Raw genomic sequence first — 23,007 nt, 5'->3', positions numbered from 1 at the left:
GTGAATAGGCTGATTGGGGCAGGCCAACGCCGGCGCCGGGCGCCACGAACGGCGCCGCGCCGGACCGCGGTGGTCCGCCGATTTCCGGGAAGAAACGGGACGCAATCAGCCCTCCGCGGGCGGGTAATCGGGCCCGGGGCGGGCCCAGGCGTAGGCCGCCACGCGCAGGGCGGCGTAGCGGGGCGGGGCCTCGGCAAACCAGGCCGGGGCGGCGGGCAGCAGCGCGGCCGGGGCCGGGCAGGCCAGCACGATGTCCTGGAAGGCCTGCCGGTGGCTGCCCGGTTGCTGCTTGGCCTCGCGGGCGTCGGCGGCTTTCAGCTCCTTGCGCAGGTGGCACTTGCCGTTGCAGCGCAGCCGGGGCTTGTCGCGGTTGATGCACAGCACCCGCGCCACGTAGTCGCGCTGCAGCCACCAGCTGGCCACAATGCCCAGGCGCCCGGCGCAGTGCACCGAAAGCGAGCAGAGGAGCAGAATGGCAATGGCCTGGCGCATGCGCGGCGACGGGGAAAGAAGGGGCGGGCTAAGTCTTGGCGGAGCGCGGGAGCACCGCCAAGCTGCCGCCGGAGGGCAATCGGCTGCAAAGGAACAGCCTCCGCGCCCAAGCGCCAAACCCGGCGGCCCAACCCCCAACCCCGGCGGGCCCGGCTGCGTAACGATAGGTCCCACGCGTACGCGAGAAACCGGCCGCCGCGGAAAAATTATTTGTGCAAATTTTTTGCGGCGTAAGAATCGGTTTCTATTTTAGCCCTCGAAACGCCCCCCAAGCACCCTCATGCGTCAGTTCGCCAACAGCCTCAATAATCAGAATCGGAACAATAATCTGTTCCGAGATGGAAGGCTATTGGTCTGATTGGCAGACTCCTAATCAACTGTTGATTTTGTAGGCCTTCCGTTTCTCGGAAGGCTTTTTTTTCGCCCTTACGCGCGCATTTCAAGGTTCGTGGCACCGAAAAAACAACGAGTTTTTTCGGCCGGGCGCAGCCTTGCCAATACTTGGCAAAATCCTAAACCCAGAAACACTTTCTCATACTTCCAAAACGCACGTTAATCATGGAAACGGCCCCCACCCAAGTTCTGAGCCCCGCTGAGCTGCTCAAAACCGAAGAAGCCATCAGCTTTGTGAAGGACACCTTCGCCAAGGAGCTGGCCCGGCAGCTGCAGCTCACCAAAGTATCCTCGCCCATTGCCGTGCTCGACGGCACCGGCATCAACGACGATTTGAACGGCGTTGAGCGCCCCGTCTCGTTTCCCATCAAGGCCCTCGACGAGCAAAAGGCCGTAGTGGTGCACTCCCTGGCCAAGTGGAAGCGCCTGCGCCTGAGGCAACTGGGCATCCCGGCCGGCCGCGGCATCCTCACCGACATGCGCGCCCTGCGCCCCGACGAGGACTACTCGCCCATTCACTCGATCTACGTGGACCAGTGGGACTGGGAAAAGCACATCCTGCCCGAGCAGCGCACCATCCCGTTGCTGCGGGAAACGGTGACCAGAATCTACGACGCGCTGCGCACCACCGAGCTGCGCGTGGCCGAGGAGTACGGCGACATCCAGCCCATTCTGCCCGAGCAGATTACCTTCATCCACGCCGAGGAGCTGCTGCTGCGCTACCCCGGGCTGACAGTGAAGCAGCGCGAGACCGAAGCCGCCCGCGCGTACGGCGCGGTGTTTATCATCGGCATCGGCGGCGAGCTGAGCCACGGCGAAATCCACGACGGGCGCGCCCCCGACTACGACGACTGGAGCACCGAAACCGACGCCGGCCGCCGCGGCCTCAACGGCGACATCCTGCTCTGGCACCCCGGCCTGCAGGCGGCCTTTGAGGTGTCGTCGATGGGCATCCGCGTCGATAAGACGGCCCTGCGCCGGCAGCTGGAAGTGCGCGGCTGCCCCGCGCGCGCCGAGCTGGCCTTCCACAAGCTGCTGCTCGACGGCGGGCTGCCCGAAAGCATCGGCGGCGGCATCGGCCAGTCGCGGGTGACGATGTTTATGCTGCGCAAGACCCACATCGGCGAAGTGCAGGTGAGCATCTGGCCCGAAGCCGTGCGCGCGGAGCTGGCGGGCTCGGGCGTGGAGCTGCTGTAGGCGCGGCTGAGGCAAGTACGGTTTGACCCCAGAACGGGCCGGTTCCTTTAGCGGGAGCCGGCCCGTGCGTTTTTCGGCCGGAACGGGCGTACTTGCAAAGGGAATTATACCCTATGCAGGATGACGAAATTCAAGCCGGCCTGAGCAGCGCCGACGACGCAGAGCGGCTGCGGGCCGTGCGCTACCTGGCCGAGCACGAAGCCCGCCCCGCTTTTTTTCAGCCGCTGACCAACCGCATTGCGGATGCGCACGAGCACATCCGCTTCTTCGCGCTGACGGCTTTGGTGCGCCGCTACCCGGAGCAGCTGCGCGCCGATGCAACCCGGCTGGTGCCCCTGCTGATGGAGCGGCTGCTCGACGCCAACGGAACGGTAACCGACCGCGCCCTCTGGGCCCTGAACATCACGGGCGAAACAGCCCTGCCCCAGCTGCTGGCCGCTACGGAGGACCCGAACGTGAGAATGCGCAAAATGGCGACTGGTGCCCTGGCCCGCAACCATCAGATGCACGTAGCCACCGAAGTAGCGTTGCCGGCTCTGCTGCGCCGGCTCGATGATGAAGACGAAGGCGTGCGGTTCACGGCTCTGGGGGAGGTGATGGACCTGACGCCACTACGGCCTTGGGGAAGCCTTCCGGGGGGTGACTTCGAGCCCATCTACGTCCGCTTGTTGCCGGTAGCTGAGTATTTTAGCCGGCACCCGAATCCAAATTACCAAGAATGGGGCGGTTTCCTATTAAAGCTGCTGATGGAGCGGTAATCTGGTCGTACAATCAAGCTGCACAGCAGCATCGGAAATTCCGCTGTGCTACAGCAAGTCTGGCTATGCACGCAAAAGCCCGGCCGCAAGCTAATGCGACCGGGCTTTTTGATTCTTAGCAGGACGACAGGCTACTGGCCCTGCGGAAACTCCCGGAACGAGGAGAAATCCACCAGCTTGCCCTTTTCGAGCATTTTCAGCTCGGCCTTCAGGTTTTTCTCGTTGCTCTTGGTGGTGTAGTTCGTGTCGAGCTTGGTCAGGTCGGGCTTGCCGGCATTCACCCAGGCGGTGTACCAGAAGTTGGCCGTGGCCTGGGCGGCGGTGCGCAGCTGGCGCTCCACCATGCGGTTCAGCTTCTGGTGGACGGCGGCCGTGTAGGCCTGGGTGCGGTACGAGCTGTTGAAGATGTTTTTGCGCGGCTGCCCGTTGCTGGCCTCGATGACCTGGTCGGCGGGGGTGGCGGCGGCCAGCTGTTTTTCCACGGCCAGCAGCGTGTCGGCGGCGGCGTGGGCCTGCAGCACGATGCGCCAGACTTCGGCCGTCGGGTCCTGGATGAACTTGGGCTCGGCCAGCTTGAAGTTGTAGCTGGGGCCGAACTGCTCCACCATCTGCGACTCGTAGAAGGCGTGCACGCCCTTCTGGCCGGTTTTCTGCCCGTCGTGGTTGGCGGAGGTGTGCAGGGGCTGGGTGGCGTCGCCGAGGTAGTGGCCCAGGTCGGCGGCTACGAAGAGGATTTCGTCCTTGTGCTGCTTTTTCATGGCCGCCGTCAGCTTCACCAGCATGTCCTGGATGTACCAGGGCAGGCGGCCTTCCTTGTCGAGCAGGGCCGCGTCGTATTTGGCGTAGGCATCGGCGGCGGCGCGCGGAATGGCGTTCAGGTCGTCGCCGTAGTTTTCCAGGTCCACGTAGTGGCGCGGCCCCTCGGCCCGGTCGTTGAGCACGTACTTGCGCGAATCGGGAATGACGGACTCGGTCACCACAAAGTCGATGTGGTTGTAGAAGAACGTGCGCATGGGCGCGGGCAGGGCCAGCACGGCGGCGCGGTTCACGCGCTGGTGGCCCCAGTTGCCCCAGGCCATCAGCAGCGAGGGAACGGCGACCAGTGCGGCGGCAGCCAGCACGGCGCGGCGACGAATTGAAAACATGGCGAAACGTGGGAGGTTGAGAACGGTCAAGGCAGCAAAGGTCAGCGGTTTGCCGCCCTTGTGCAAAAACTCGCCTAAAGAAAAAGCCCGCCCGCCGGCCGGTACCCCAAAAACACGAGCCCGCCGCGGCAGGACCACGGCGGGCTCGGACTGAGTCGCGGTGCCGCTCAGCGGCTGCCGCGGGCGCTTAGCGGCGCTTGCGCAGGCGGTTGAGGGCGTAAGTAGCGCCGCCGGCCAGCAACAGCGAGGCTCCGCCGTCGATGGGGACGGCCGTGGGCTCGGCGGGGGTGCCCGGCTCGGGGCCACCCGAGCCGGGCGTCTGGGCGTGCAGGGAAGTAAGCGGGCTGGCCAGCAGCAGGGCGGCAACGGCCAGGGCGGCGCGCAGGGTGTTCAGCAAAGCAGTCATGAAAGCGGGTGAAGGAGGCGGTGCCCCAGGAGCAGGCGGCGCCGCGTGAGAGTTAGAAAGGAAAAGAATTCGTTATTCGACAACCAGGCGCTTGGTGACGGTGCCACCGGGCAGGGCCACGCGCACCGAGTACACGCCCTTGGCCAGACCCGTCAGCGGCAGGGCCACGGCCGTGCCGCGGCCGGTGGCCGGCACCTGCTGCGTGCGCACCTGCTGGCCCAGCGCGTTCAGCACGCGCACCGTCACCGGCTGCGAGCTGGCGGGCAGGCCCAGATACACCGTGCCGTGGGCCGGGTTCGGGTACACCGACACCGTAGCGGCCAGCTGCGCCTGACCGGCCGAGGTCACGCGGGGGGCAAACTCCACCGAGAAGCGGCCCGGGGCCTCGTTAGCGGCAATGGTGCAGCTGTAGCTCGGCTGCTGCTGCAGGTCGGTGGCGGCGCCGGTCAGCGCGTCGCGCAGGGTAGCCGTCCAGCCCGGAGGCAGGTTGAGGAGCTGCCCGGCCTGCAGGGTGTAGGTAGCCGTCCGGGCCACGCGCACCAGCAGGGGCACCGTCACCGGGGCCGCGCCCAGCGCCGGCATGCCGCTGATCGACAGCTCCGAGGCGCCGGCCAGGGCGCCGAGTTGCACCACGTTGCCGTTGCCGAGGCGGTAGGCGTCGTACTGCGCGTCGAAGCCGGCGGTAGCGCCCTGCTCGAAGTACACGGCCGTTTCATCCGACGCCGAGCCGGCGGCATTGGCCAGCGTCAGGCGCAGCAGCGGGCGCGTTTCGGCGGCGGTGCGCTGCAGGGCCGGGTTCTGGTAAGTGGTCAGGCGGGCGGCGTTGCTGAAGGCAATGGTGCCCGGGGTACCCGGCGCCGTGGTGCGCACAAAGAAGGCCTGGCCCATCGGCAGGATGTTCGAGCCGCCGTTGGCCGGCACGCCGTTGACGTAGCTGGCGTAGGAGCCCGCGTACTGCCCGCTCGAGCGGAACACGTACACCGCGTTGTCGAGGCCCGTGCGGGTGAGCTGGGTGAAGTCCAGGGGGGCGGGGTAGGGGTTGCCCAGCAGGTGCCAGCCGGCCTGGCTGCCCGCGCCGCGGGTCAGGTTGACGCGGTTGTAAGTGCCGTTGCCCAGCGTGCCCACGAAGTCCATGATCTGCCGGCCCATCATGTTCACGGTGAAGCCGAAGGTCGGGAACATGGTATTGGTCACCGGCGACACCCAGCCCCGGTCGAAGTCTGCCACGGCCGCGCCGCTGGTTACGCGCGTTTCGTCGTAGCCAAACACGTTCGGGAAGGGCGTCACCAGGCCAGGGTTGGAGGCCGAGTTATAAGCCGGGTTCACCACCGGGCTGAAGCCGCCCCCGCCGATGGCCATGTCGGCCAGGGTGGTATTGGTGACCGGGGCCGCGAGGTGGCGGTAGCCCATCTGCGGGCTGGTCGTCGGGCCGATGAAGCGCTGCACGGTCACGTTGCCGCTGACCGCGGCCGCGCCGTTGTTCACCACCATGGCCGTTTCCGAGCCGTCGAGGCGGGAGAGCAGCGTCAGGTTGCCGTTGGAGGTCAGGCTGCCGTTGAGCGTGAGCAGCTGGTCGAGGGCCAGGGGCTGGTTGAGCACCGCGCCCGCCGCGCCGATGGTGGCGCGGTAAAGGCTGCTGCTGCCCGTGCCGCTGAAGGTCTGGGACGCCGCGCCGTTGGTTTGCAGGGTGCCTGCGCCCAGCAGCAGGCCGTTGTTGCTCAGGTTGCCGCCCAGCGTAAACACGCCGCCCGCGGCCACCGTCAGGTTGGCCCCGCTGGCAATGGTGAGGTTGTTTACCGCGGCCGTGGTGCTGAGCACCGGCATGCGCGGCACCCCGCTCGGAATGACCACGTCGTCGGCGGCCGTGGGCACGGTGCCCGCGCTCCAGTTGGCCGGGTCGGTGTACACGGTGCTCACCGCGCCGGTCCACTGGTTGCTGGCCAGCACCACCACCGTCAGGTCAAACTGCCGCGAGGCCACGGGCGTACCGTTGTCGGTGGCCAGCAGGCTGATGGTGTGCGTGCCCACGTTGCAGGCCGCGCCGGTGATGCTCAGGTTCACCGTCGGGTTGGGCTGCCCATCGTTGACGACGCTGGTGTTGCAGAGGCCGTTGGTGGTGGTGGCCACCGTCACCGTTTGGCCCGTTTCGGGGCCCAGGAACTGCAGGGCCAGGTTGCGCGTCTGGCCCAGGCTCAGGGTAATGGTGTTGCCGGCCGGCAGACCCGCGGCCGTCGGCTGGGCGTTGGTCGAGACCGAGCCTACCTTGAAGGAGAAGCACTGGTTGTCGAGCCAGTGCACCCCGCTCTCGTCCTGGTTGTTGGGGTGCGAGCCGTCGTCCTTGCTGAAGCGGCCCACCTGGATGAAGTTGGTGCCGTCGCCCTTGTTGACGCCCACCGTGGCGGGCACCCCCCCGAAGCCGAACCCGAACCCGCCCTGGCCGCTGTCCGCGTCGCCGGTGGTCCACTGCATGTCGCCGTAGGAGAAGAACACGTCGTCGCCGCTGAAGCCCGGGGCCGTGTTGGCCTTGATGACCAGCTGGAAGGTGTTTTTCTTGTCGGAGTGCCGGGCGAAGTAGGCTACCCGGTTCCAGGTCACCACGAACTTATCCGGGAACTTCTTGAAGAAGATGTTGCCGCTGGTGTGCTGGGCCGTGGTGTCGCTCATTTCCACGTCCACGTCGGCCCAGAACGGGGCCACCATGGGCACGCCCGTGGGAAAGCCCGTGGCCGTAAACGAGGTGAAGCCCTGGCCGAAGGTGATGTTGCCGTTGGAGTTGACGTACACCTCGTTGTACACGCTGCCGTAGAGCGAAAAGCTGAAGCCCAGCGGAATCGGCCCGATGAAGGAGTCGTCGAAGCCGTCGACGCGGGGGAAGTGCTGCCAGCCGCCGGCCGCGGTGGTATCCAGCGGCTCGAAGCAGGCCGGCAGGGTGATGGCCGCCGGCACGCCGCCGGCTTTGGCCGCCGGGCGCGGCGGCTGGGGCTGGGCCTGCAGGCGGCCCGCCGCCCGGCGCTGCTTGCGCGTGGCGTAGGTGGGGTCGTCGAAGCTCGGCGACCAGGCATTGGCAGGGCGCACCGGGGGCTGGCTGGTTTGGGCCTGGGCCTGCTGGCCAGCCCAGGCCAGCAGGACCGCCGGCACAAGGGCAAAGGATAAGCGGGGAAGTGGTGCGGTCATAGCTAGGGAAGAAGGGTGAGAAACTGGATGTCGGCACGAAAATATTGGCCTTATCCAAATATTGGAGTTTTCTCACATTATTATGTGAGTCTCACAAACTTCTTTTCCCAACGCCCGCGGCCGGCCGGGCAGCGGGCCGCCCTGCTGCATATGCGGCACCACGCCGTCACGCGGGAGTAAAGCGGCCGGTTGTCGACGCTGGCCGCCCTACTGCAGCTGCGGCACCACGGCCACGGCACTGGCCAGGGCGGCTTCCACGGTGCCGCCCGCCGCCCCTTCGTACAAGGCTTCGCCCGCGAAAAACAACGTGTCGGCCACCGGCGTGGCCAGCACCTGCCGGGCCGCGGCGCCGCCCACGGTGGGGTAGGTGTAGGCGCCGCGGGCCCACGGGTCGGCACCCCAGTCGAGCACGCGGTGGGCGCGCAGGCGGCGGCGCACCTCGGCCTCCGGCACCCCGAAGATGCCGGCCAGCGACGCCAGCGCCTGCGTGAGCAGCATATCGGGCGGGGTGGCGGCGCTGGCCGCCGGGCCGCCCAGCCAGCCGGTGAGCAGGGGGCGCGGGTCGGGCTGCTGGCTCCACCACGTCGGAATGGCGGCCTCGGCGAAGAGGAAGCCCAGGTCGGGCGCGGGCCGGGGCGCGTCGGGCGCGGCCCAGAACGCGGCGTCGAATTCCAACAGGATTTTCACCACCGCGCCCATGCCCAGCGCCGCCACGGCCGCGCGCAACCCTGGCAGCTCCGGATCGAAGCGCAGCGCGCCCGGCGCCTCGGGCGGGGCCTGCAGCACGCCCAGGGGCACGGTTATCAGCGCCTGCCGGGCCTCGAAAACGCCGCCCGGCCCCTCGCAGCGCACGTGCCCGTCCTGCCAGCGCACCGTGTGCACGGGCGCGTGGCAGCGCACCGTCACGCCCGCGGCGGCGCACTGCCGCGTGAGCAGCGCCAGCAGCCGGGCGTAGCCGCCGGCGGGCCGCGGCGAGTCCTCGGCCCCGCCGCCGGCCCACTCCTCGCGCAGGGCGAGGGTGCTGGCCCGGCGCAGGTCGGCCAGGTCGAAGCCCTCGGCAAACTGCGTGACCTGCCGGCGCAGCTCGGCGTTGCCGGCCCCGCCGAAGTACTGGTGGAGAAAGTCGGCCAGCGGCAGGTCGTGCGCCACGGCCTGCAGGGCCTGCAGCAGGCGGGGCATTTCGGTGATGAACGCCTCGGCCTCGCGCAGCTGTCCGCCCTGCACCTGGTAATTCCGGCCCGCCGTGTCGTGCCAGGTCCCGCCGGCTTCGCGCAGCAGGGCCCGGGTCAGAGGCGCGTCGCCGTGGATGAACTCGGCGCCGCCTTCCACCGGGGCCGAGAAGCCGCCGCCGCTGATGGGGTAGATGCGCCCGCCCACCCGGTCGCGGGCTTCGAGCACGGTGACGCGCCGGCCGGCGCGGGCCAGGTCGCGGGCGGCCAGCAGGCCCGCCACGCCCGCGCCGATAACAAGCAGGGAGGAATCCGACATAAGACAGGGTATTCGGCCGGGGCTGGAGCAACACGCGCCCGGCTGCCCTGACTTACGCAACAACGCCCGGCGGGATATACCCGCCGGGCGCGGCCGAAAAACCGGCGCAGGGACCGGGGCGGCTAAAAATCGGCCGCAATCAGCTCGTGGTTGATAAACGCCGCGGCTTTGCTGCCGTTGGCCACGGCGGCGGCCAGCTGCCGCATCGGCGAGGAATTGTCGCCGGCCACGTACAGGCCCGGCACCGCGGTGCGCCCGAACTCGTCGGCGGCGAGCAGGCCGGTCGGGGTCAGCGCCAGGCCCAGCTGGGCGCCCAGCTCCGAGGCTTGGCGGAACGGCACCCGGGCAAACAGGGCCCGGAGCGGCAGCCGGGCGCCGCCGGCCAGCCGCAGGTGGTGCAGCTGCCCGGCCTGGTGCTCCACGGCCTGCAGCGGCTCTTCGATGACGGCCACGCCGCGGGCCGCGAGGTGGGCCGCCTGCTCGGCGCTGAGCGTGCCGGGGCCGTTGGTGAGCAGGCGCAGATCGGGGCTCCAGTGGTGAAGGAGGCGGGCAAACTCGAAGCCCGCGTCGCCGTTGCCGAGCACGGCCAGCGGCTGGCCGTGCACCTCGTAGCCGTGGCAGTAGGGGCAGTGCAGCACCGAAATTCCCCAGCACTCGGCCAGGCCCGGCACGGGCGGCAGCTCGTCGTGCAGGCCGGTGGCCAGCAGCAGCTTGCGCGCCGCGTAGGCCGGTCCCGCGGCCGTGTCGACGCGGAAGCCGCCGGCTTCGGCCGTGGCGCGGACGGCGGTGGCGGCCCGCAGCTGCACGCTGGGGTAGGCCGCCAGCTGGGCCCGGGCCAGGGCCGCCAGCTCGGCGGGCGGCGTGCCGTCGCGGGTGAGGAAGCCGTGGGCGTGGGGCGTCTGGCGGTTGCAGGGGCGGCCGGCGTCGAGCACCAGCACGCGGCGCAGGGAGCGGCCCAGCACCAGGGCCGCGCTCAGCCCGGCGTAGCTGCCGCCGATGATGAGCACGTCGTAGGATGAATCGGGGGACATGGAGCGGAGGGAAAAGGGTGGATTGTCGGCCGCAAGCAAACTTTTCGGCTGGCAGCCGGCTTTACAAACCTACTGCCGGCCGCCCCGCCGCGCGCTGGTGTTTTGGAGAGCTACTTTCCCGTTGTATAGCCCGATGTCGACCCTCAATCCCCAGGAGCTGCGCCCGATCTGGGACGCGCTGGCCGTCGTGTGCGGCCGCTGGCGCATGCCCATCATTCACTGCCTGTGCGGGCAGCCGCTGCGCTTTTCCGAGCTGGAAGCCCACCTCGACTGCATCACGCCCAAGGCCCTGGCCGAGCACCTGCACGCGCTGGAGCTGAACGGCCTGGTGCACCGCGAAGTGGTGCCCTCGCGCCCCGTCATCACGCGCTACGGCCTCACCGCGCACGGCCGCACGGTGCTGCCGCTGCTGCAGGAGCTGCGCCGCTTCGGCGAAACCCACCGCCAGCATCTGACGACGGAGGTTTAGGCGTTTATGAGTTTAAGAGGGTAAGAGTTTAGGGGTTGTAGAGGAACGGTCAGCCTTCGTCTGGCGTACGGCGCAGCCGAAAGACCTTCCTCGCACCTTGCACCAACCGAAAAGCGCAGCCACCAACGCCCTGTCGTCCGGGCGTGGTGGCTGCGCTTCGGCGTTACTGACGTCACCAATAACGCGTTTGCGCTTCGTCGGCAGCGGTGGTGCGGGGTGCGGGGAAGGTCCTTGGCTGCGCCGACCTGCGGTTAGCTGCGCTCCGGATGACGTGCCACATACAACTCCTAAACTCAACCCTCCCACGCAGCTCCTAAACTCGGCCTCACTCCCTGGCCAGCACTTCGTCGATGAGGCCGTAGGCTTTGGCTTCGTCGGCGCGCAGCCAGTAGTCCCGGTCGGAGTCGTCGTGGATTTGCTGGACGGTTTTGCCCGTGCGCTCGGCGTAGATGCTGTAGAGCTCCTGGCGCAGCTTTACCACCTCACGGGCGGTTATTTCGATATCGGCCGAAGGGCCCTGTACGCCGCCCGAGGGCTGGTGAATCATCACGCGGGCGTGGGGCAGGGCCGAGCGTTTGCCCAGCGCCCCGCCGCACAGCAGAAAGGCGCCCATGCTGGCCGCCAGCCCGGTGCAGATGGTGGCCACGTCGGGGCGGATGTACTGCATGGTGTCGAACATGCCCAGGCCGGCGTAGACGGAGCCGCCGGGCGAGTTGATGTAGAGCAGGATGTCCTTCTGCGCGTCGACGGATTCCAGGAACAGAAACTGCGCGATGATGATGTTGGCAATGTTGTCGTCGACGGCCTGACCCAGGAACACGATGCGGTCCATAATCAGGCGCGAAAACACGTCGATTTCGGCGAAGCGCGTGGGCCGCTCCTCGATGACGGAGCGCGTCATGCTCTCGAGGTAGGGCCGCGCGAGGCCGGCGGCGTGGTGCAGGTACTGGTCGACGCGCAAGCCGCTCAGGCCCTGGTGGCCGACGGCAAAGCGGCGAAATTCGGTGGATGCGTGCATGGTGGTTTTTTGTTGTTGGTTTTTCGTTTTTCGGCGGGGCACCAGGGCGCCGTGGGCGGCTGAATATTGGTCAGCCGCCGTAGCGGAAGAGAAAGAAATGGGCAAAGCGCGGCCCGGCGGCGGGCGTGAGGCCGCCGCTACGGGTGAAAAAACACGGAAGCAAGGCCGCTAAGCCCGACCCGCCTCAGCGGCGGAAGCGCCGCAGCAGGGCGCGCAGCTCCCCCGCGGCGGCGCGCAGCCAGCCGCCGGGCGGGGGGCCGTAGAGCTGGCGGTGAATGGCCTGCAGCTCCTGGCGCAGCTGTCGGCGGCCGGCCCGCTGCAGGCCCTGGTAAAGCTGCTGCTGGGCGGCGGCATCGGCGGCCAGCGCGGGGTCGAGCAGGCGCTCCAGCTGCCAGGCCGCGGCGGCTTCGGCGGTGGGCGCGGGGCCGAGCAGATGCTGCTCGATGCGCTGCAGACGGGTGAGTTCGGAGCGCATGGCTTAGCGGGCTAGCAGGTCGGCGGTGTCGGCCCGGGCGGTGCGCACGGCCTGGCGCAGGCGCTCCAGGCACTTGAATTTCTGCACCGTGGCCGAGCGCACGCTGCCGTAATCGTGGGCCGTGGCAATCTGCTCCAGCGGCTGACGATGGTAGTAGAAGGAGAGCAGAATGCTCTGGCACCGCTCGCCGAGCCGGGCCAGGTAATCGAGCACCGAGGCGGTTTCCGCCGGCGCTTCGGCGTCGGGCAGCTCCTCGGCCTGGGCGGGGCTCAGCTCGGTGTAGGGCAGCTGCTGGCGGCGTTGCCGCTCGCGCCGCCACAGGTTGCGGCTGATGGCCACGAGGAAAGTGCTCGGCGCGGCCGTGAGGGTGAGCGTGCCGGCCACGGCCTTTTCGTAGAGCACGATGAGCGCGTCCTGAAACACGTCCTGCGCGTCTTGGCCCGAGCCGCCGTGGCGCCGCACGTGGCGCTCCACCATCGGAAACGTGCGCCGGTAAAGGCGGGTGAGCGTGCCGGGGCGGTCGGCCAGCAGCTCGGCGCGCAGGGCCGCGGCGCGGTCGGCGGGGAGGGCCGGGGGCGGAAGCAGGTCGGTAGTCATAGCGGCGGGTGATGTACTGATTAATCGGCAGAACGCGCAGGTATCACCGCCGCGCCGGCAAAAAAGTTTGGGCGCCGGCCCCGGCAGCTCCGCCGCTGGGGTTTCCTGGCCGGCGGGGGCGCGCCGGCCTCGGGGCAGCAGGAGCAGCACCGGCGAAGAAAACCCCCGGCTACCGTTATTTTACGCCGCCAGCCACTGCCCGCCATGCTCTACGCCGACCACGCCCTCGCCCAGCGCCTCGAACGCACCGAAGCCCGCAGCAACGCCGCCTTCGTGGAAGCGCGGGCCCGGCGTCAGCCCGCCAGCGGGGCCGCCTGGCGCACCGTGGCTGGCGCCTACGTGCTGTTCGACGGCCCCGCGTCGCCGCTGACGCAAACCTTCGGACTGGGTTTGTTCGAGCCCGCCGACGCGGCCGCGCTGGCCGCAATCGAGACGTTTTTTCAGGAGCGCGGCGCCCCGGTCCAGCACGAAATCAGCCCGCTGGCCGATGCCGCCCTGCTGCCCCTGCTGGCCGGGCGCGGCTACCATCCCATCGAGTACACCAGCGTGCTGTACCGTCCGCTGACCGCCGATTACCAGCCCGCGGCCCGGCCCGAGACGGCGCTGAGCACCCGCCGCATCGGGCCGGGCGAGGAGCTGCTGTGGGCGCAGACGGCCGCCGCCGGCTGGAGCACCGAAATGCCCGGCCTGGCCGACTTTATGCTCGAATTCGGGCAGCTCAGCGCCCATAGCGCGGGCGCAGCACCGTTTCTGGCCGAGCTGAACGGCACGGCCATTGCCGCCGGCGGCCTGTTTATTTATGACGGCGCGGCCCTGCTGGCCGGGGCCAGCACCGTGCCCGCGGGCCGGCGCCGGGGCGCCCAGCTGGCCCTGCTCGATGCCCGCCTGCGCCACGCCGCCGCGCAGGGCTGCACCGTGGCCATGATGGGCGCTGTGCCCGGCAGCCAGTCGCAGCGCAACGCCGAGACGCAGGGCTTCCGCGTGGCTTACACCCGCACCAAGTGGGCGCTGGGCCCGCCGGCCGGCTAGCCAACCGGCGGGCCCGGGGCCCCGCCGAACCTATCAGCGGCCGTTGCCGTTTGCCCACGTAATTTTGCGGGCTGCGCCGGGGTGGGTTGACCGCCCGGCCGTCCGCATTATTTCCGCCCCTTCATGCCACAGCCCAGCCCGAGTCCTTCCGTACGGCCCACCGCCGAGCGCGTGCAGCGCGGACAGCGCAGTACCCTGGTGGGCGTGGGGGCCAATCTGCTGCTGGCCATGGTGAAGGGCGCGGCCGGGGTGCTGGGCCACAGCTACGCCCTCATTGCCGACGCCATCGAGTCGGCCTCCGACATCTTCACCTCGCTGTTTGTGTGGCTGGGGCTGCGCGCCGCCGCCCGGGAGCCCGACGAAAACCACCCCTACGGCCACGGCAAGGCCGAGCCCCTGGCTTCCCTGCTGGTGGCCGGGGCGCTGGTGCTGGCCGCGGGCATCATTGTGTGGCAGAGCATCGGGCACATCCTGACGCCGCACAAGATTCCCTCGCCCTTCACCCTGCTGGTGCTCGGCGGCGTGGTCATCGTCAAGGAATGGCTGTTTCGCCACATCGACCAGGTGGGCGAGGAGGTGGGCAGCGGGGCCGTGAAGGCCGATGCCTGGCACCACCGCAGCGACGCCATTACCTCACTCACGGCTTTCGTGGGCATCAGCATTGCCATCATCGGCGGCCCGGGCTTCGAAAGCGCCGACGACTGGGCGGCCATCGGCGCCTCGCTCATCATTGTCTTCAACGCCTACCACATCTTCCGGCCGGCCCTGGGCGAAATCATGGACGAAGCCCCCGCCGGCACCTGGCCCGAGGACGTGGCCCGGGTGGCGCGCACCGTGCCCGGCGTGCTCGGCACCGAAAAGTGCATTGTGCGCAAGATGGGCTTCGAGTACTTCGTCGACCTGCACGTGCTCGTCGACGGGGACATCAGCGTGCGCGAAGGCCACGCCGTGGCCCACGCCGTGAAGGACGCCGTCATTGCCCAGCTGCCGGCCATCTACGACGTGCTGGTGCATATCGAGCCGGAAGACTGGCACCAGTAGCAAGCGGCCAGCACCGCCGGCAAACCAGAACGTCATTCCGAGCGAGGCGAAGAATCTCGCGTGCTGACGCTGGATAGCAACTTCCTGCACAAAAGGAATACTACCGGACTAGACACACGAGATTTTTCGCTGCGCTCGGAATGACGGGCTTTTTGGCCGTCCAAGGGCATTAAGCCTCTAGCCCTGCCAGTTCTGCTCGTCGGCGCTGGGGCCGTAGGGGCCGGGCACGGGCACGTCGAGCAGGCGCAGGTACACGGTAAGCTGCCCGCGGTGGTGAATCATCTGGCTGATGAGGTGGCGCACCACCGAGGCGCGCGACTGGCTGACGAGCACCTGCTCGCCGCTGCGCATGGTCCAGAGCTGCTCCAGGTCGTCGGCCGTGGCGGCCTGCAGGCCCGCGGTGGCCGCGGCGGCGCGCTCCTCCAGGTACGCCAGCAGCTCGGCGGTGCTGCTGATGGGCGTGGTCGCCGCGTTGTCAAATACCGACACGTCCAGGTCGGTAGAGTCGAGCGTGTCCTTGATCCAGCCGAGGACGTCGGCGGTGTGGCGCAGGAGCTGGCCCAGGGTCATAGACTTAGCGTGGGGCTGCCAGTCGAGCTGCGCCACCGGGGCGCGCTCGAACACGCGGCGGGTCTGCGGCACTTCGTCGTGCAGCTCGGCGAGAAAGGCTTGGGCGGGGGCGGCTACCAGGGTGGTTTCCATGGGCTTACTGGGGTTTGGGGTGATTGATAGCCCAAACTTCGCGGCCCCCACTGACAGCCCTATGTCAGCAGGGCTCGGCCGGGCCGCAAAAAAAATCGTGGGCGGCCCGGGCCAGCGCCTGCACCCCGGTTTGCAGCTCGGCCGGTGCCACCACCTGCACCTGCCCGGCGAAGAGCAGCAGCCAGCGGCCGAAATGCTCCAGGCAGCCGGGCACCAGGGTCATTTCCACCCAGCCGGCGGCATCGGGGGCCTGCTCCTGCTTCCAGCCGAAGGCGTGCTTGTGGTCGTGCACCTGCCCGAGCACCTGCGGCCCGAAGCGCACTACGGCCACCAGCGTCTGGCGCCGCCGGGCCTGCGCCGCCCAGTACGACTGCAGAGTGTCGGGGCGCGGCTCGAAAGGCTCATCCAGCACCTGCAGGGCGGCCATGCGGTCGAGGCGAAAATCGCGGAACTCCTGGCGCAGGCGGCAGAAAGCCACTAGGTGCCAGTGCTGCCCGAAGTACACGCCGATGGGCTCCACGTCGCGGCGGGAGGGCGTGCCCTGGTGGCCGGCGCGGTAGTCGAGCCGCACCACGCGCTGGCGCGCAATGGCGTCGAGCAGGGGCTGCTGGGTGCCGGCGGCGGGTGCGGGCGCGGCCGGGCGGCGCGGGCCGCCAAACACGCGGATGCGGGCGCTGAGCGTTTCCACGTAGTCGCGGTCGGGGCGGCGGAGCACGGCGCGCAGCTTGTCCATGGCCGACTGGCTGAGCTGGGCCGTGTGGGCGTCGGTGAGCTGGGCGGCCAGCTTTTCGGCCGTGAGCAGGGCCGTGGCTTCCTCGCGGGTAAACATCACCGGCGGCAGGCGGTAGCCTTCGGCCAGCGAATAGCCCACGCCGGCCTCCCCGCAGATGGGCACGCCGGCTTCTTCCAGGGTGCGCAGGTCGCGGTAGATGGTGCGCAAACTCACGCCGTGGCGGGCGGCCAGCTCGGGGCCCTTCACCACGCGCCGGGCCTGCAGCTGTACGAGCATAGCCGTGATGCGGTCGAAGCGGTTCATGGCCGAAAGTAGCGTAAGTCGGCCGCTTGCCGGGCGCGGTAACTGCTCAATGGGAGCGAATCGGGGGCACGCCTAGCGGCCCATGGCGTATTGGATGCCGCCCCACAGGTGCTGCCGGAAAGCCGGCTCGGCGTAGCTTTCGGGCGTATGCCCCAGGCCCGTGTAAAAGGCCCGGCCGCCGTCGTAGGCGTGGTACCAGGCAATGGGGTGGTGGGCGCCGTGGGTGCCGCCGCTGTAGCTGGTTTCGTCCACCGTGGCCAGCACGTGCAGGTCCGGGGCGAGGTTGCGGAAGTTGTACCACTCGTCGGTGCGCGGCCACGCGGCGGGCAGGCCGGCGGTGGCCGGGTGGCTGGCGTCGGTGATGCGGACGGTGGCCGGCTGCACCTTGGGGTGGTTGTCGAAGTAAGCGCCCACCAGCCCGTTGTACCAGGGCCAGTCGTACTCGGTGTCGGTGGCCGCGTGCACGCCCACGAAGCCGCGCCCGGCGCGGATGTACTGCTCGAAGGCCGCCTGCTGCGCCGCGTCGAGCACGTCGTGGGTGGTGTTGAGGAAAACGACGGCCCGGTAGTGCTTCAGCTTGGCGGGCGTGAAATAGCCCGCGTCGGCGGTGGCTTCCACCGTGAACCGGTGCTCCTGCCCCAGCTCCCGAATGGCCTGAATGCCCGTTGGAATGGAAGCGTGCTGGTAGCCAGCGGTTTTGTGAAACACGAGCACGGCCGGCCTGGCCGCCGGGGCAGGTGCCGAAGCGGGACGAGCGGCCAAGGCCACGCCGGCAGCAATCAGCAGGGGTATGGTTTTCATGGGCAGCAGCAGGATAGGGTGGAAAGATAAGGCGGACCAGGCAAGACCGCGCAGGCAACGTTCCCGACAACGTTTGCATAAATAAAGCCCGGCCGCGGGCCGCGGTATTTGGCGCGGCGGGTGAAACTTCCGACCACTGCCGGGCCGTTGGGCCTGGGGTGCGGCACCGGGCCGCGCCTTTTTCTCGGCCTGATTTCACGTTTTCGCGCATGCGTCATTGCTTTTCCCGTCCGGCTACTGGCCCGGCTATTCTTCGTACCGCCCGCACCCTGCTCCTGGGCGGGGCCCTGCTGGGCAGCCTCGCGGCCTGCGGCAGCAAAGCCAAAACCACCGACCCGGACCCGACCACGCCCGACACCGGCGCCAACGAGCCCGCCATTTTCGCGCAGACGGGCTTCTCGACGCAGAACGGCGGCACCACCGGCGGGGCGAGCGGCAGCACCGTCACCGTGCGCACCCTGGCCGATCTGCAGCAGTACGCCAGCAGCGCCACGCCCTACGTCATCAAGATTGAGGGCACCATCACGGGCGGTACCCAGGGCGCGTCGGTCAGCGTGAATTCCAACAAAACCCTGCTGGGCGTGGGCTCGACGGCGTTTCTGGAAGGCGTGGGCCTGACCATCAGCAACAAGCGCAACGTCATCGTGCGCAACCTGAAGTTCACCATGTCCACCGTCACGCGCACCGCCATCAACGACGAGGGCCGCCCGCAGGTGGTGGCCAACGACGGGGACTGCGTGACCATCGAGGGCAGCCAGAACCTCTGGATCGACCATTGCGAGTTTTACAACCTCGACCCGGTGACGCAAACCAACCAGGACCTCTACGACGGGCTGGTCGACGCGAAGGGCAGCAGCCAGTACATCACCGTGTCGTGGAGCTACTTCCACGACCACCACAAGTGCCACCTGATCGGCTCCTCGGACTCGGACAACGCCGACCGGAAGATGACCTTCCACCACAACTACTACTCCAACATCAAGGAGCGCCTGCCCAGCTACCGCGGCGGCACGGCCCACGTGTTCAACAACTACTTCAAGCACGTGACCGGCTCGGGCGTGAACTCGCGCGTGGGGGCCTGCCTGCTGGTGGAAAACAACGTGTTTGAGGACGTGCGCGACCCGGTGACGAGCAAGAACAGCGCCCTGGGCTACTGGTCGGCCAGCGGCAATCAGTACCTGAGCTGCACCGGCTCGCAGCCCACCAACGCCGCCTGCACCCTCGCGGTACCCTACGCCACCACCGGCGTGCTGACCCCGGCCGCCGAAGTCAAAGACGCGGTGACGACCAAAGCCGGCGTGGGCAAGCTGTAATTCCGGCCCGCCCGCCAATGCAAAAAGCCCCGGCTCCGGCCGGGGCTTTTTGCATTGGCGCGGCGCGGGCGCGTAGTTTCGCCCCATGAACTTCCGCACCACCCGCCCCGCCGCCGCCGAGTACGGCGCCTACTACGACCGGTACATCCAGCAGATTCCGGCCGGCCACGACCCGGTGCAGCGCCTGAGCGAGCAGCAGGCCGAGCTGCACGCCCTGTTCGGCGGCCTCCGCGACGAGCAGGCCCGGCTGCGCTACGCCCCGGGCAAGTGGAGCATCAAGGAAACCCTGGTGCACATCATCGACACGGAGCGGGTGTTTGCCTACCGCGCCCTCAGCCTGGCCCGCGGCGACCAGTCGCCGCTGCCCGGCTTCGACCAGGACGCCTTCACCGCCCACAGCGGCGCCGACGCCCGCCCGCTGGCCGATATCCTGCGCGAGTACGATGCCCAGCGCGCCGCCACCCTGGCCCTGCTGGAGTCCGTCGGGCCCGAGGCCTGGGCGCGGCAGGGCACGGCCAGCGGCATGCCGGTGAGCGTGCGTGCCCTGGGCTACATGCTGCCCGGCCACGAGGCCCACCACCTGCAGCTCTGGCGCGAGCGGGTGTGGCCGCTGCTGGGGTAGGCACTGGCGGCGGGTTATTGCTTTACGGTTAATTATTGCTGGTAAGCGGACAATATTTATTGATAAACAATAAATATTGCGTTGGTTTACGTCCTCGTAAACCCCTTCCTGCTATGACTGCTTTCTTACCCGAACCCTGGCTGTTTCGCGGGTTGCGCTGGCTGGCGCTGGCGCAGTACGTGGCCGCCGGGCTGGGCCTGGCCCTCAACCTGCTGTTCGGCCTGTGGGACGCGGGCCCGGCGCACCACGATTTGGTTTTCGTAACGCTGCAAGCCAATTCGCGGGCCCAGGGGCAGCTCAGCACCGCCGAAACCAGCCCCGGAGCCGCCCGGCCCACGCACTACCTCGTCGAGAAAAGCAGCCAGCACCGGCTGATCTACCACGAGCCCAGCGCGGCCAAACGCGTGGCGCTGGCCCTGCTCGGGGTCAAGAATTCCTCGCTGGGCCGCTCGTCCTTGGGCATTCTGCTTTTTGCCATGCTGGCCGGCCGCCTGCTCTACCACATGCTGCGCGACATGCGCCTCGATACGCCCTTCACCGATGCCAACGCCCGGCGCATCCGCTGGCTGGGCTTGTTGGCCCTGGGCATCGACGCGTACGAATTTCTGGCCCTGAAGGCGTTGCAGGCGCTGGTGCCTGCGATTTCCCTCGGCGATGAGCGCCTCGGCACGGTGACGCGCTACATCATCCTCGATCCGGCCATGGGCGGCTGGGGCAGCTGGAAGTTCGGGCTGCTGCTGCTGGTCATTGCCACCATCTACCAGCGGGGCGTCGAAATGGCCCGCGAAGCCGAACTCACCATCTGATCATGCCCATCGTTGTCAACCTCGACGTGATGCTGGCCCGGCGCAAAATGTCGCTCAGCGCCCTGGCCGCCGCCGTCGATATCACGCTGGCCAACCTCTCGGTGCTGAAAAGCGGCAAAGCCAAGGCCATCCGCTTTTCCACCCTCGAAGCCATTTGCCGGGTATTGCAGTGCCAGCCCGCCGACCTGCTCGAGTACGTGCCGGAGGCCCCGCCCGGCGCCGCCGGCTAGGGCCTGCGGACGGTAAGCGAAAAGTGTATTTTGGGGCTTTCGAGGTCGTGCTGCTTCGACCACGCTCAGCAGGACGTTTTGTTTGCGCGCTGCCCACACAGCCTGAGCTACTGCGCCACGGCCGCCGCCGGCAGCACAATTCGGAACGTGGTGCCCGCGCCTACCACGCTCTCCACTTCGATGCGGCCGCCGGCCTGCTGCACGATGCGGTTGACCAAATACAGCCCCAGGCCCGAGCCACTCACGTGGTCGTGGAAGCGGCGGAACAGCTGAAACAGGTCGGGGCCGAAGCGGGGCACGTCGAGGCCCAGGCCGTTGTCCTGCACCAGCAGCACCGGGGCACCCGCCGCCGTCAGCTCGGTGGCCACGCGCACGGCGGGCGCCCGGTCGGGGTGGCGGTACTTGAGCGCGTTGCTGAGCAGGTTGTAAAGGATGCTCTGCAGGTTGAGGCGGGCGAAGCGCAGGGCCGGCACGGCCGCAAAATCCAGCCGGAAAGCCGCCCCGGTGGCCGAGGCCTGCTCGTGCATGCTGCGGATGACGTCCTGCGTGAGGGGCAGCAGCGCCACCGGCTCCACCGCGTCCTGAGCGTTGCGGCGCTCTGCCTGCACCACCTCCGAGAGGCCCTGAATGGTGTTGTGAATCTGCCCGAGCGCGGCCTCGAACATCTGCATCAGTTGCGGGGCCTCGGGGTCGTGGAACGTGGCCGTGCGCTTCAGCTCCTGAAACACGCCCGCCAGGTTGTACACCGGCTGGCGCAGGTCGTGCGAGGCGGTGTACACGAAGTTGTCCAGGTCCTGGTTGATGCGCGTGAGCTGGCGGTTGGTCAGGGCCAGCTCCTGGTTGATGGCCTGGGTTTCGTCGTTGGCCACGCGCAGCTCGCGGTTGGTGGTGGCCAGCTTGCGGCTGGCCAGCCGCAGGGCTTCGGCCAGGCCTTTCTGCTCGTGCACGTCGGTGCCGGTGCCAAACCAGCGGGTAATCTGGCCGTGCTCGTCGCGCAGGGCCAGGGCGCGCACCATAAACCAGCGGTAGGAGCCGTCGTGGCGGCGCAGGCGGGCTTCCACCTGGTAGGGCTGGCCGGCGTGCAGGCTGCCGGCCCAGTGCTGCTGCAGCTGCGGCAGGTCGTGGGGGTGGTAGTAGCGGGTCCAGCCGTCGTACAGGGCATCGGCCACGGTGCCGCCGGTGTAGGCGCACCACTGCTCGTTGCAGTAATCTACCGAGCCGGCGGGCGTGGCCGTCCATACCAGGTGCGGAATGGCGTCGGAGAGCAGGCGGAACTCCATTTCGCTCTGCTCCACCCGGCGGCGGGCCTGCACCAGCGCCGTCACTTCGTAGGCAAACACCAGCACCCCGTCGATCAGGCCCGCCGCGTCGTGGCGCGGCTGGTAGATGAAGGTGAAGTGCCGGTCTTCGACGGGCCCGCCGGCCTGGCGGGCGGCCTGCACCAGCGTTTCGCGGCCCTCGTGCGGTTCGCCCGATTGGTACACGCGCTGCAGAATGTGCCAGATAGGCTGCCGGGCAAATTCCGGCATGGCCTCGGCCAGGGGCCGGCCCAGCAGCTCGCGGCCCGGAAACAGGCGCTGGTAGCCGGGGTTAACCAGCTCGTACACCAGCGCCGGGCCATCGAGCACGCAGATGGCGGCCGGGGCCTGCATAAAGAACCGCTCCAGGCGGGCCCGCTGCCGCTCGGCCTCGGCGCGGGCGGCGTCGGCCTCGTGGGTGCGCTGCTGCACGCGGGCTTCCAGGTCCTGGTTGAGCTGGCGCAGGGCCTGCTGGGTGTGCTGCAGCGTGGCGTTGTTGCGGCGCAGGCCTTCGTTGACGCTGGCCAGCTCCTCGTTGGCCACGCCCAGCAGCATGTTCAGGGCCCGCAGCTCCTGCTCCTTTTCCTCGATCTGCCGCCGGGCCTGCACCTGCGCCGTCACCTCGTAGGCAAAGCCCAGCACCCCGTCGACCTGCCCGGCCGCGTCGCGGGTAGGCTGGAAAAACACGTTGTAGTGGTTCTGGCTGAGCGCCGGCGCGTTGTCGGGGCCGAGCAGCACCGGCAGCTCCGTGGCCGACTGCAGCTCGCCGGTGCGGTAGGCCGCCCGCAGCAGGGCGTAGATGGGCTGATGCACCAGCTCGGGCAGGGCTTCGCGCAGCGGCCGGCCCAGCAGCGCGCGGCCGGCCAGCAGCGCCTGGTGCTGGGCGTTGACGAACTCAAACACGTGCTCGGGTCCGCGGTAAGTGGCAATCAGGGCGGGCGCCTCCATCAGCAGCTGGTGCAGGCGGTTGCGCTGCATGTCGGCCTCGGCGTGGGCGTGCTGCTCCCGGGCCCGGCTGTCGCGCAGCACCTGCTCGGCGGCGGTGCGCGGCTGCGCGTCGGTATCGGTCAGGCTCACCAGCAGGCCCGGCCCCACGCGCCGGGCGGCCAGGCGGTAGTAGCTGTCGAGGCCGTGGCGCTGGTAGTGCACATCGAGGTGCAGCGGGGCGGGCGAGGCCAGGGCCTGGCGGTAGAAGCCAAGCACGCCGGCGGCCCCGGCGTCCGGAAACACTTCCAGCAGCGTGCGGGTGGGCTGGGCGGGCAGCCCCAGGATGCGCTGCGCCGCCGGGTTGACGTAGGCGTAGGCAAAGTCGGCCACGGCTTCCGGCGGCCCGGCGGCGGGCAGCGGCCGCAGCAGCAGCAGCCCGGTCAGCGACACGTCGAATACGCCCGCCAGCAGCTCCTCCGGCGGAAAAGCAGCCCAGGAGTCGGCCGGCGAAAAGCCGGAAGCAGCGTCAGAAACGGTCACGGGAGGGCGGGGAAACGCA

Annotated in this window: 22 protein-coding genes; 9 read left to right on the top strand and 13 right to left on the bottom strand. The window is 68.8% G+C overall.

Going from position 1 to position 23,007, the window contains the following annotated elements:
* Positions 1–105: 105 nt before the first annotated feature.
* The gene (locus DLM85_RS07210) at positions 106–492 is read right to left on the bottom strand and encodes a hypothetical protein (protein ID WP_111477362.1); all 387 of its coding nucleotides are present in this window, start codon (positions 490–492) and stop codon (positions 106–108) included.
* A 558-nt stretch (positions 493–1,050) separates the two neighbouring features.
* On the opposite strand from DLM85_RS07210, the gene asnA reads away from it, so the two are divergent.
* Together asnA and DLM85_RS07200 are read left to right on the top strand one after the other, a co-directional pair.
* The gene (asnA, locus tag DLM85_RS07205; protein ID WP_207890967.1) at positions 1,051–2,082 is read left to right on the top strand and encodes an aspartate--ammonia ligase; all 1,032 of its coding nucleotides are present in this window, start codon (positions 1,051–1,053) and stop codon (positions 2,080–2,082) included.
* Between the two features lie 113 nt (positions 2,083–2,195).
* Entirely contained in the window at positions 2,196–2,840 is a 645-nt protein-coding gene (locus tag DLM85_RS07200; protein ID WP_111477361.1) for a HEAT repeat domain-containing protein, read from the top strand.
* A gap of 131 nt (positions 2,841–2,971) precedes the next feature.
* Here the strand turns inward: DLM85_RS07200 and DLM85_RS07195 are convergent, their stop codons facing one another.
* From DLM85_RS07195 to DLM85_RS07175, 5 genes are all read right to left on the bottom strand, one after another.
* Positions 2,972–3,985, bottom strand: a complete 1,014-nt coding sequence (locus DLM85_RS07195; RefSeq protein ID WP_133256947.1) for a zinc dependent phospholipase C family protein — start codon at positions 3,983–3,985, stop codon at positions 2,972–2,974.
* A gap of 187 nt (positions 3,986–4,172) precedes the next feature.
* Positions 4,173–4,391: a PID-CTERM protein-sorting domain-containing protein gene (locus DLM85_RS07190; protein ID WP_111477359.1), complete on the bottom strand. Its 219-nt coding sequence runs from the start codon at positions 4,389–4,391 to the stop codon at positions 4,173–4,175.
* A gap of 72 nt (positions 4,392–4,463) precedes the next feature.
* The gene (locus DLM85_RS07185; RefSeq protein ID WP_111477358.1) at positions 4,464–7,565 is read right to left on the bottom strand and encodes a nidogen-like domain-containing protein; all 3,102 of its coding nucleotides are present in this window, start codon (positions 7,563–7,565) and stop codon (positions 4,464–4,466) included.
* 207 nt (positions 7,566–7,772) lie between these two features.
* Positions 7,773–9,053, bottom strand: coding sequence for a flavin monoamine oxidase family protein (locus DLM85_RS07180; RefSeq protein WP_111477357.1), 1,281 nt, complete (start codon positions 9,051–9,053; stop codon positions 7,773–7,775).
* Between the two features lie 122 nt (positions 9,054–9,175).
* Complete coding sequence (locus DLM85_RS07175) at positions 9,176–10,084, bottom strand: NAD(P)/FAD-dependent oxidoreductase (protein WP_111477356.1); 909 nt, start codon at positions 10,082–10,084, stop codon at positions 9,176–9,178.
* 133 nt (positions 10,085–10,217) lie between these two features.
* Between DLM85_RS07175 and DLM85_RS07170 the strand changes: the two genes are divergently transcribed.
* Positions 10,218–10,553 carry a winged helix-turn-helix transcriptional regulator gene (locus DLM85_RS07170; protein WP_165822041.1) on the top strand — a complete coding sequence of 112 codons (336 nt, stop codon included), beginning with the start codon at positions 10,218–10,220 and terminating at the stop codon, positions 10,551–10,553.
* A 325-nt stretch (positions 10,554–10,878) separates the two neighbouring features.
* On the opposite strand, the gene DLM85_RS07165 is transcribed toward DLM85_RS07170, so the two are convergent.
* The 3 genes from DLM85_RS07165 to DLM85_RS07155 form a co-directional block, all read right to left on the bottom strand.
* Positions 10,879–11,571 carry a ClpP family protease gene (locus DLM85_RS07165; RefSeq protein WP_111477529.1) on the bottom strand — a complete coding sequence of 231 codons (693 nt, stop codon included), beginning with the start codon at positions 11,569–11,571 and terminating at the stop codon, positions 10,879–10,881.
* A 184-nt stretch (positions 11,572–11,755) separates the two neighbouring features.
* Positions 11,756–12,046 (bottom strand): hypothetical protein, encoded by a 291-nt coding sequence (locus DLM85_RS07160; RefSeq protein WP_111477354.1) that lies wholly within the window; start codon positions 12,044–12,046, stop codon positions 11,756–11,758.
* Between the two features lie 3 nt (positions 12,047–12,049).
* A complete protein-coding gene (locus DLM85_RS07155; RefSeq protein WP_111477353.1) occupies positions 12,050–12,643 on the bottom strand; it encodes an RNA polymerase sigma factor in 594 nt (197 codons plus the stop codon).
* Between the two features lie 204 nt (positions 12,644–12,847).
* Here DLM85_RS07155 and DLM85_RS07150 point away from each other — a divergent pair, with 204 nt between their 5' ends.
* Both DLM85_RS07150 and DLM85_RS07145 read left to right on the top strand, forming a co-directional pair.
* Positions 12,848–13,672 (top strand): hypothetical protein, encoded by an 825-nt coding sequence (locus tag DLM85_RS07150; RefSeq protein WP_111477352.1) that lies wholly within the window; start codon positions 12,848–12,850, stop codon positions 13,670–13,672.
* Between the two features lie 123 nt (positions 13,673–13,795).
* A complete protein-coding gene (locus tag DLM85_RS07145; protein ID WP_111477351.1) occupies positions 13,796–14,713 on the top strand; it encodes a cation diffusion facilitator family transporter in 918 nt (305 codons plus the stop codon).
* Between the two features lie 177 nt (positions 14,714–14,890).
* Here the strand turns inward: DLM85_RS07145 and DLM85_RS07140 are convergent, their stop codons facing one another.
* The 3 genes from DLM85_RS07140 to DLM85_RS07130 form a co-directional block, all read right to left on the bottom strand.
* Entirely contained in the window at positions 14,891–15,415 is a 525-nt protein-coding gene (locus DLM85_RS07140; protein WP_111477350.1) for a DinB family protein, read from the bottom strand.
* 64 nt (positions 15,416–15,479) lie between these two features.
* Complete coding sequence (locus tag DLM85_RS07135) at positions 15,480–16,451, bottom strand: helix-turn-helix transcriptional regulator (RefSeq protein ID WP_111477349.1); 972 nt, start codon at positions 16,449–16,451, stop codon at positions 15,480–15,482.
* Between the two features lie 72 nt (positions 16,452–16,523).
* Positions 16,524–17,252 carry a ThuA domain-containing protein gene (locus DLM85_RS07130; protein ID WP_111477348.1) on the bottom strand — a complete coding sequence of 243 codons (729 nt, stop codon included), beginning with the start codon at positions 17,250–17,252 and terminating at the stop codon, positions 16,524–16,526.
* Positions 17,253–17,461: 209 nt separating this feature from the next.
* On the opposite strand from DLM85_RS07130, the gene DLM85_RS07125 reads away from it, so the two are divergent.
* The 4 genes from DLM85_RS07125 (at position 17,462) to DLM85_RS07110 (ending at position 20,223) form a co-directional block, all read left to right on the top strand.
* The gene (locus tag DLM85_RS07125) at positions 17,462–18,565 is read left to right on the top strand and encodes a pectate lyase family protein (RefSeq protein ID WP_111477347.1); all 1,104 of its coding nucleotides are present in this window, start codon (positions 17,462–17,464) and stop codon (positions 18,563–18,565) included.
* Between the two features lie 85 nt (positions 18,566–18,650).
* Entirely contained in the window at positions 18,651–19,187 is a 537-nt protein-coding gene (locus DLM85_RS07120; protein ID WP_111477346.1) for a DinB family protein, read from the top strand.
* A gap of 113 nt (positions 19,188–19,300) precedes the next feature.
* Complete coding sequence (locus DLM85_RS07115) at positions 19,301–19,993, top strand: DUF2975 domain-containing protein (protein WP_111477345.1); 693 nt, start codon at positions 19,301–19,303, stop codon at positions 19,991–19,993.
* 2 nt (positions 19,994–19,995) lie between these two features.
* A complete protein-coding gene (locus tag DLM85_RS07110; RefSeq protein WP_111477344.1) occupies positions 19,996–20,223 on the top strand; it encodes a helix-turn-helix domain-containing protein in 228 nt (75 codons plus the stop codon).
* A 107-nt stretch (positions 20,224–20,330) separates the two neighbouring features.
* Here DLM85_RS07110 and DLM85_RS07105 read toward each other — a convergent pair whose 3' ends face one another.
* Positions 20,331–22,988, bottom strand: a complete 2,658-nt coding sequence (locus DLM85_RS07105) for a PAS domain-containing protein (RefSeq protein ID WP_165822040.1) — start codon at positions 22,986–22,988, stop codon at positions 20,331–20,333.
* Positions 22,989–23,007: the final 19 nt, after the last annotated feature.

The organism is Hymenobacter edaphi, assembly GCF_003258365.1.
Taxonomy (GTDB): domain Bacteria; phylum Bacteroidota; class Bacteroidia; order Cytophagales; family Hymenobacteraceae; genus Solirubrum; species Solirubrum edaphi.
This window is presented reverse-complemented; position numbering and strand designations above follow the sequence as displayed.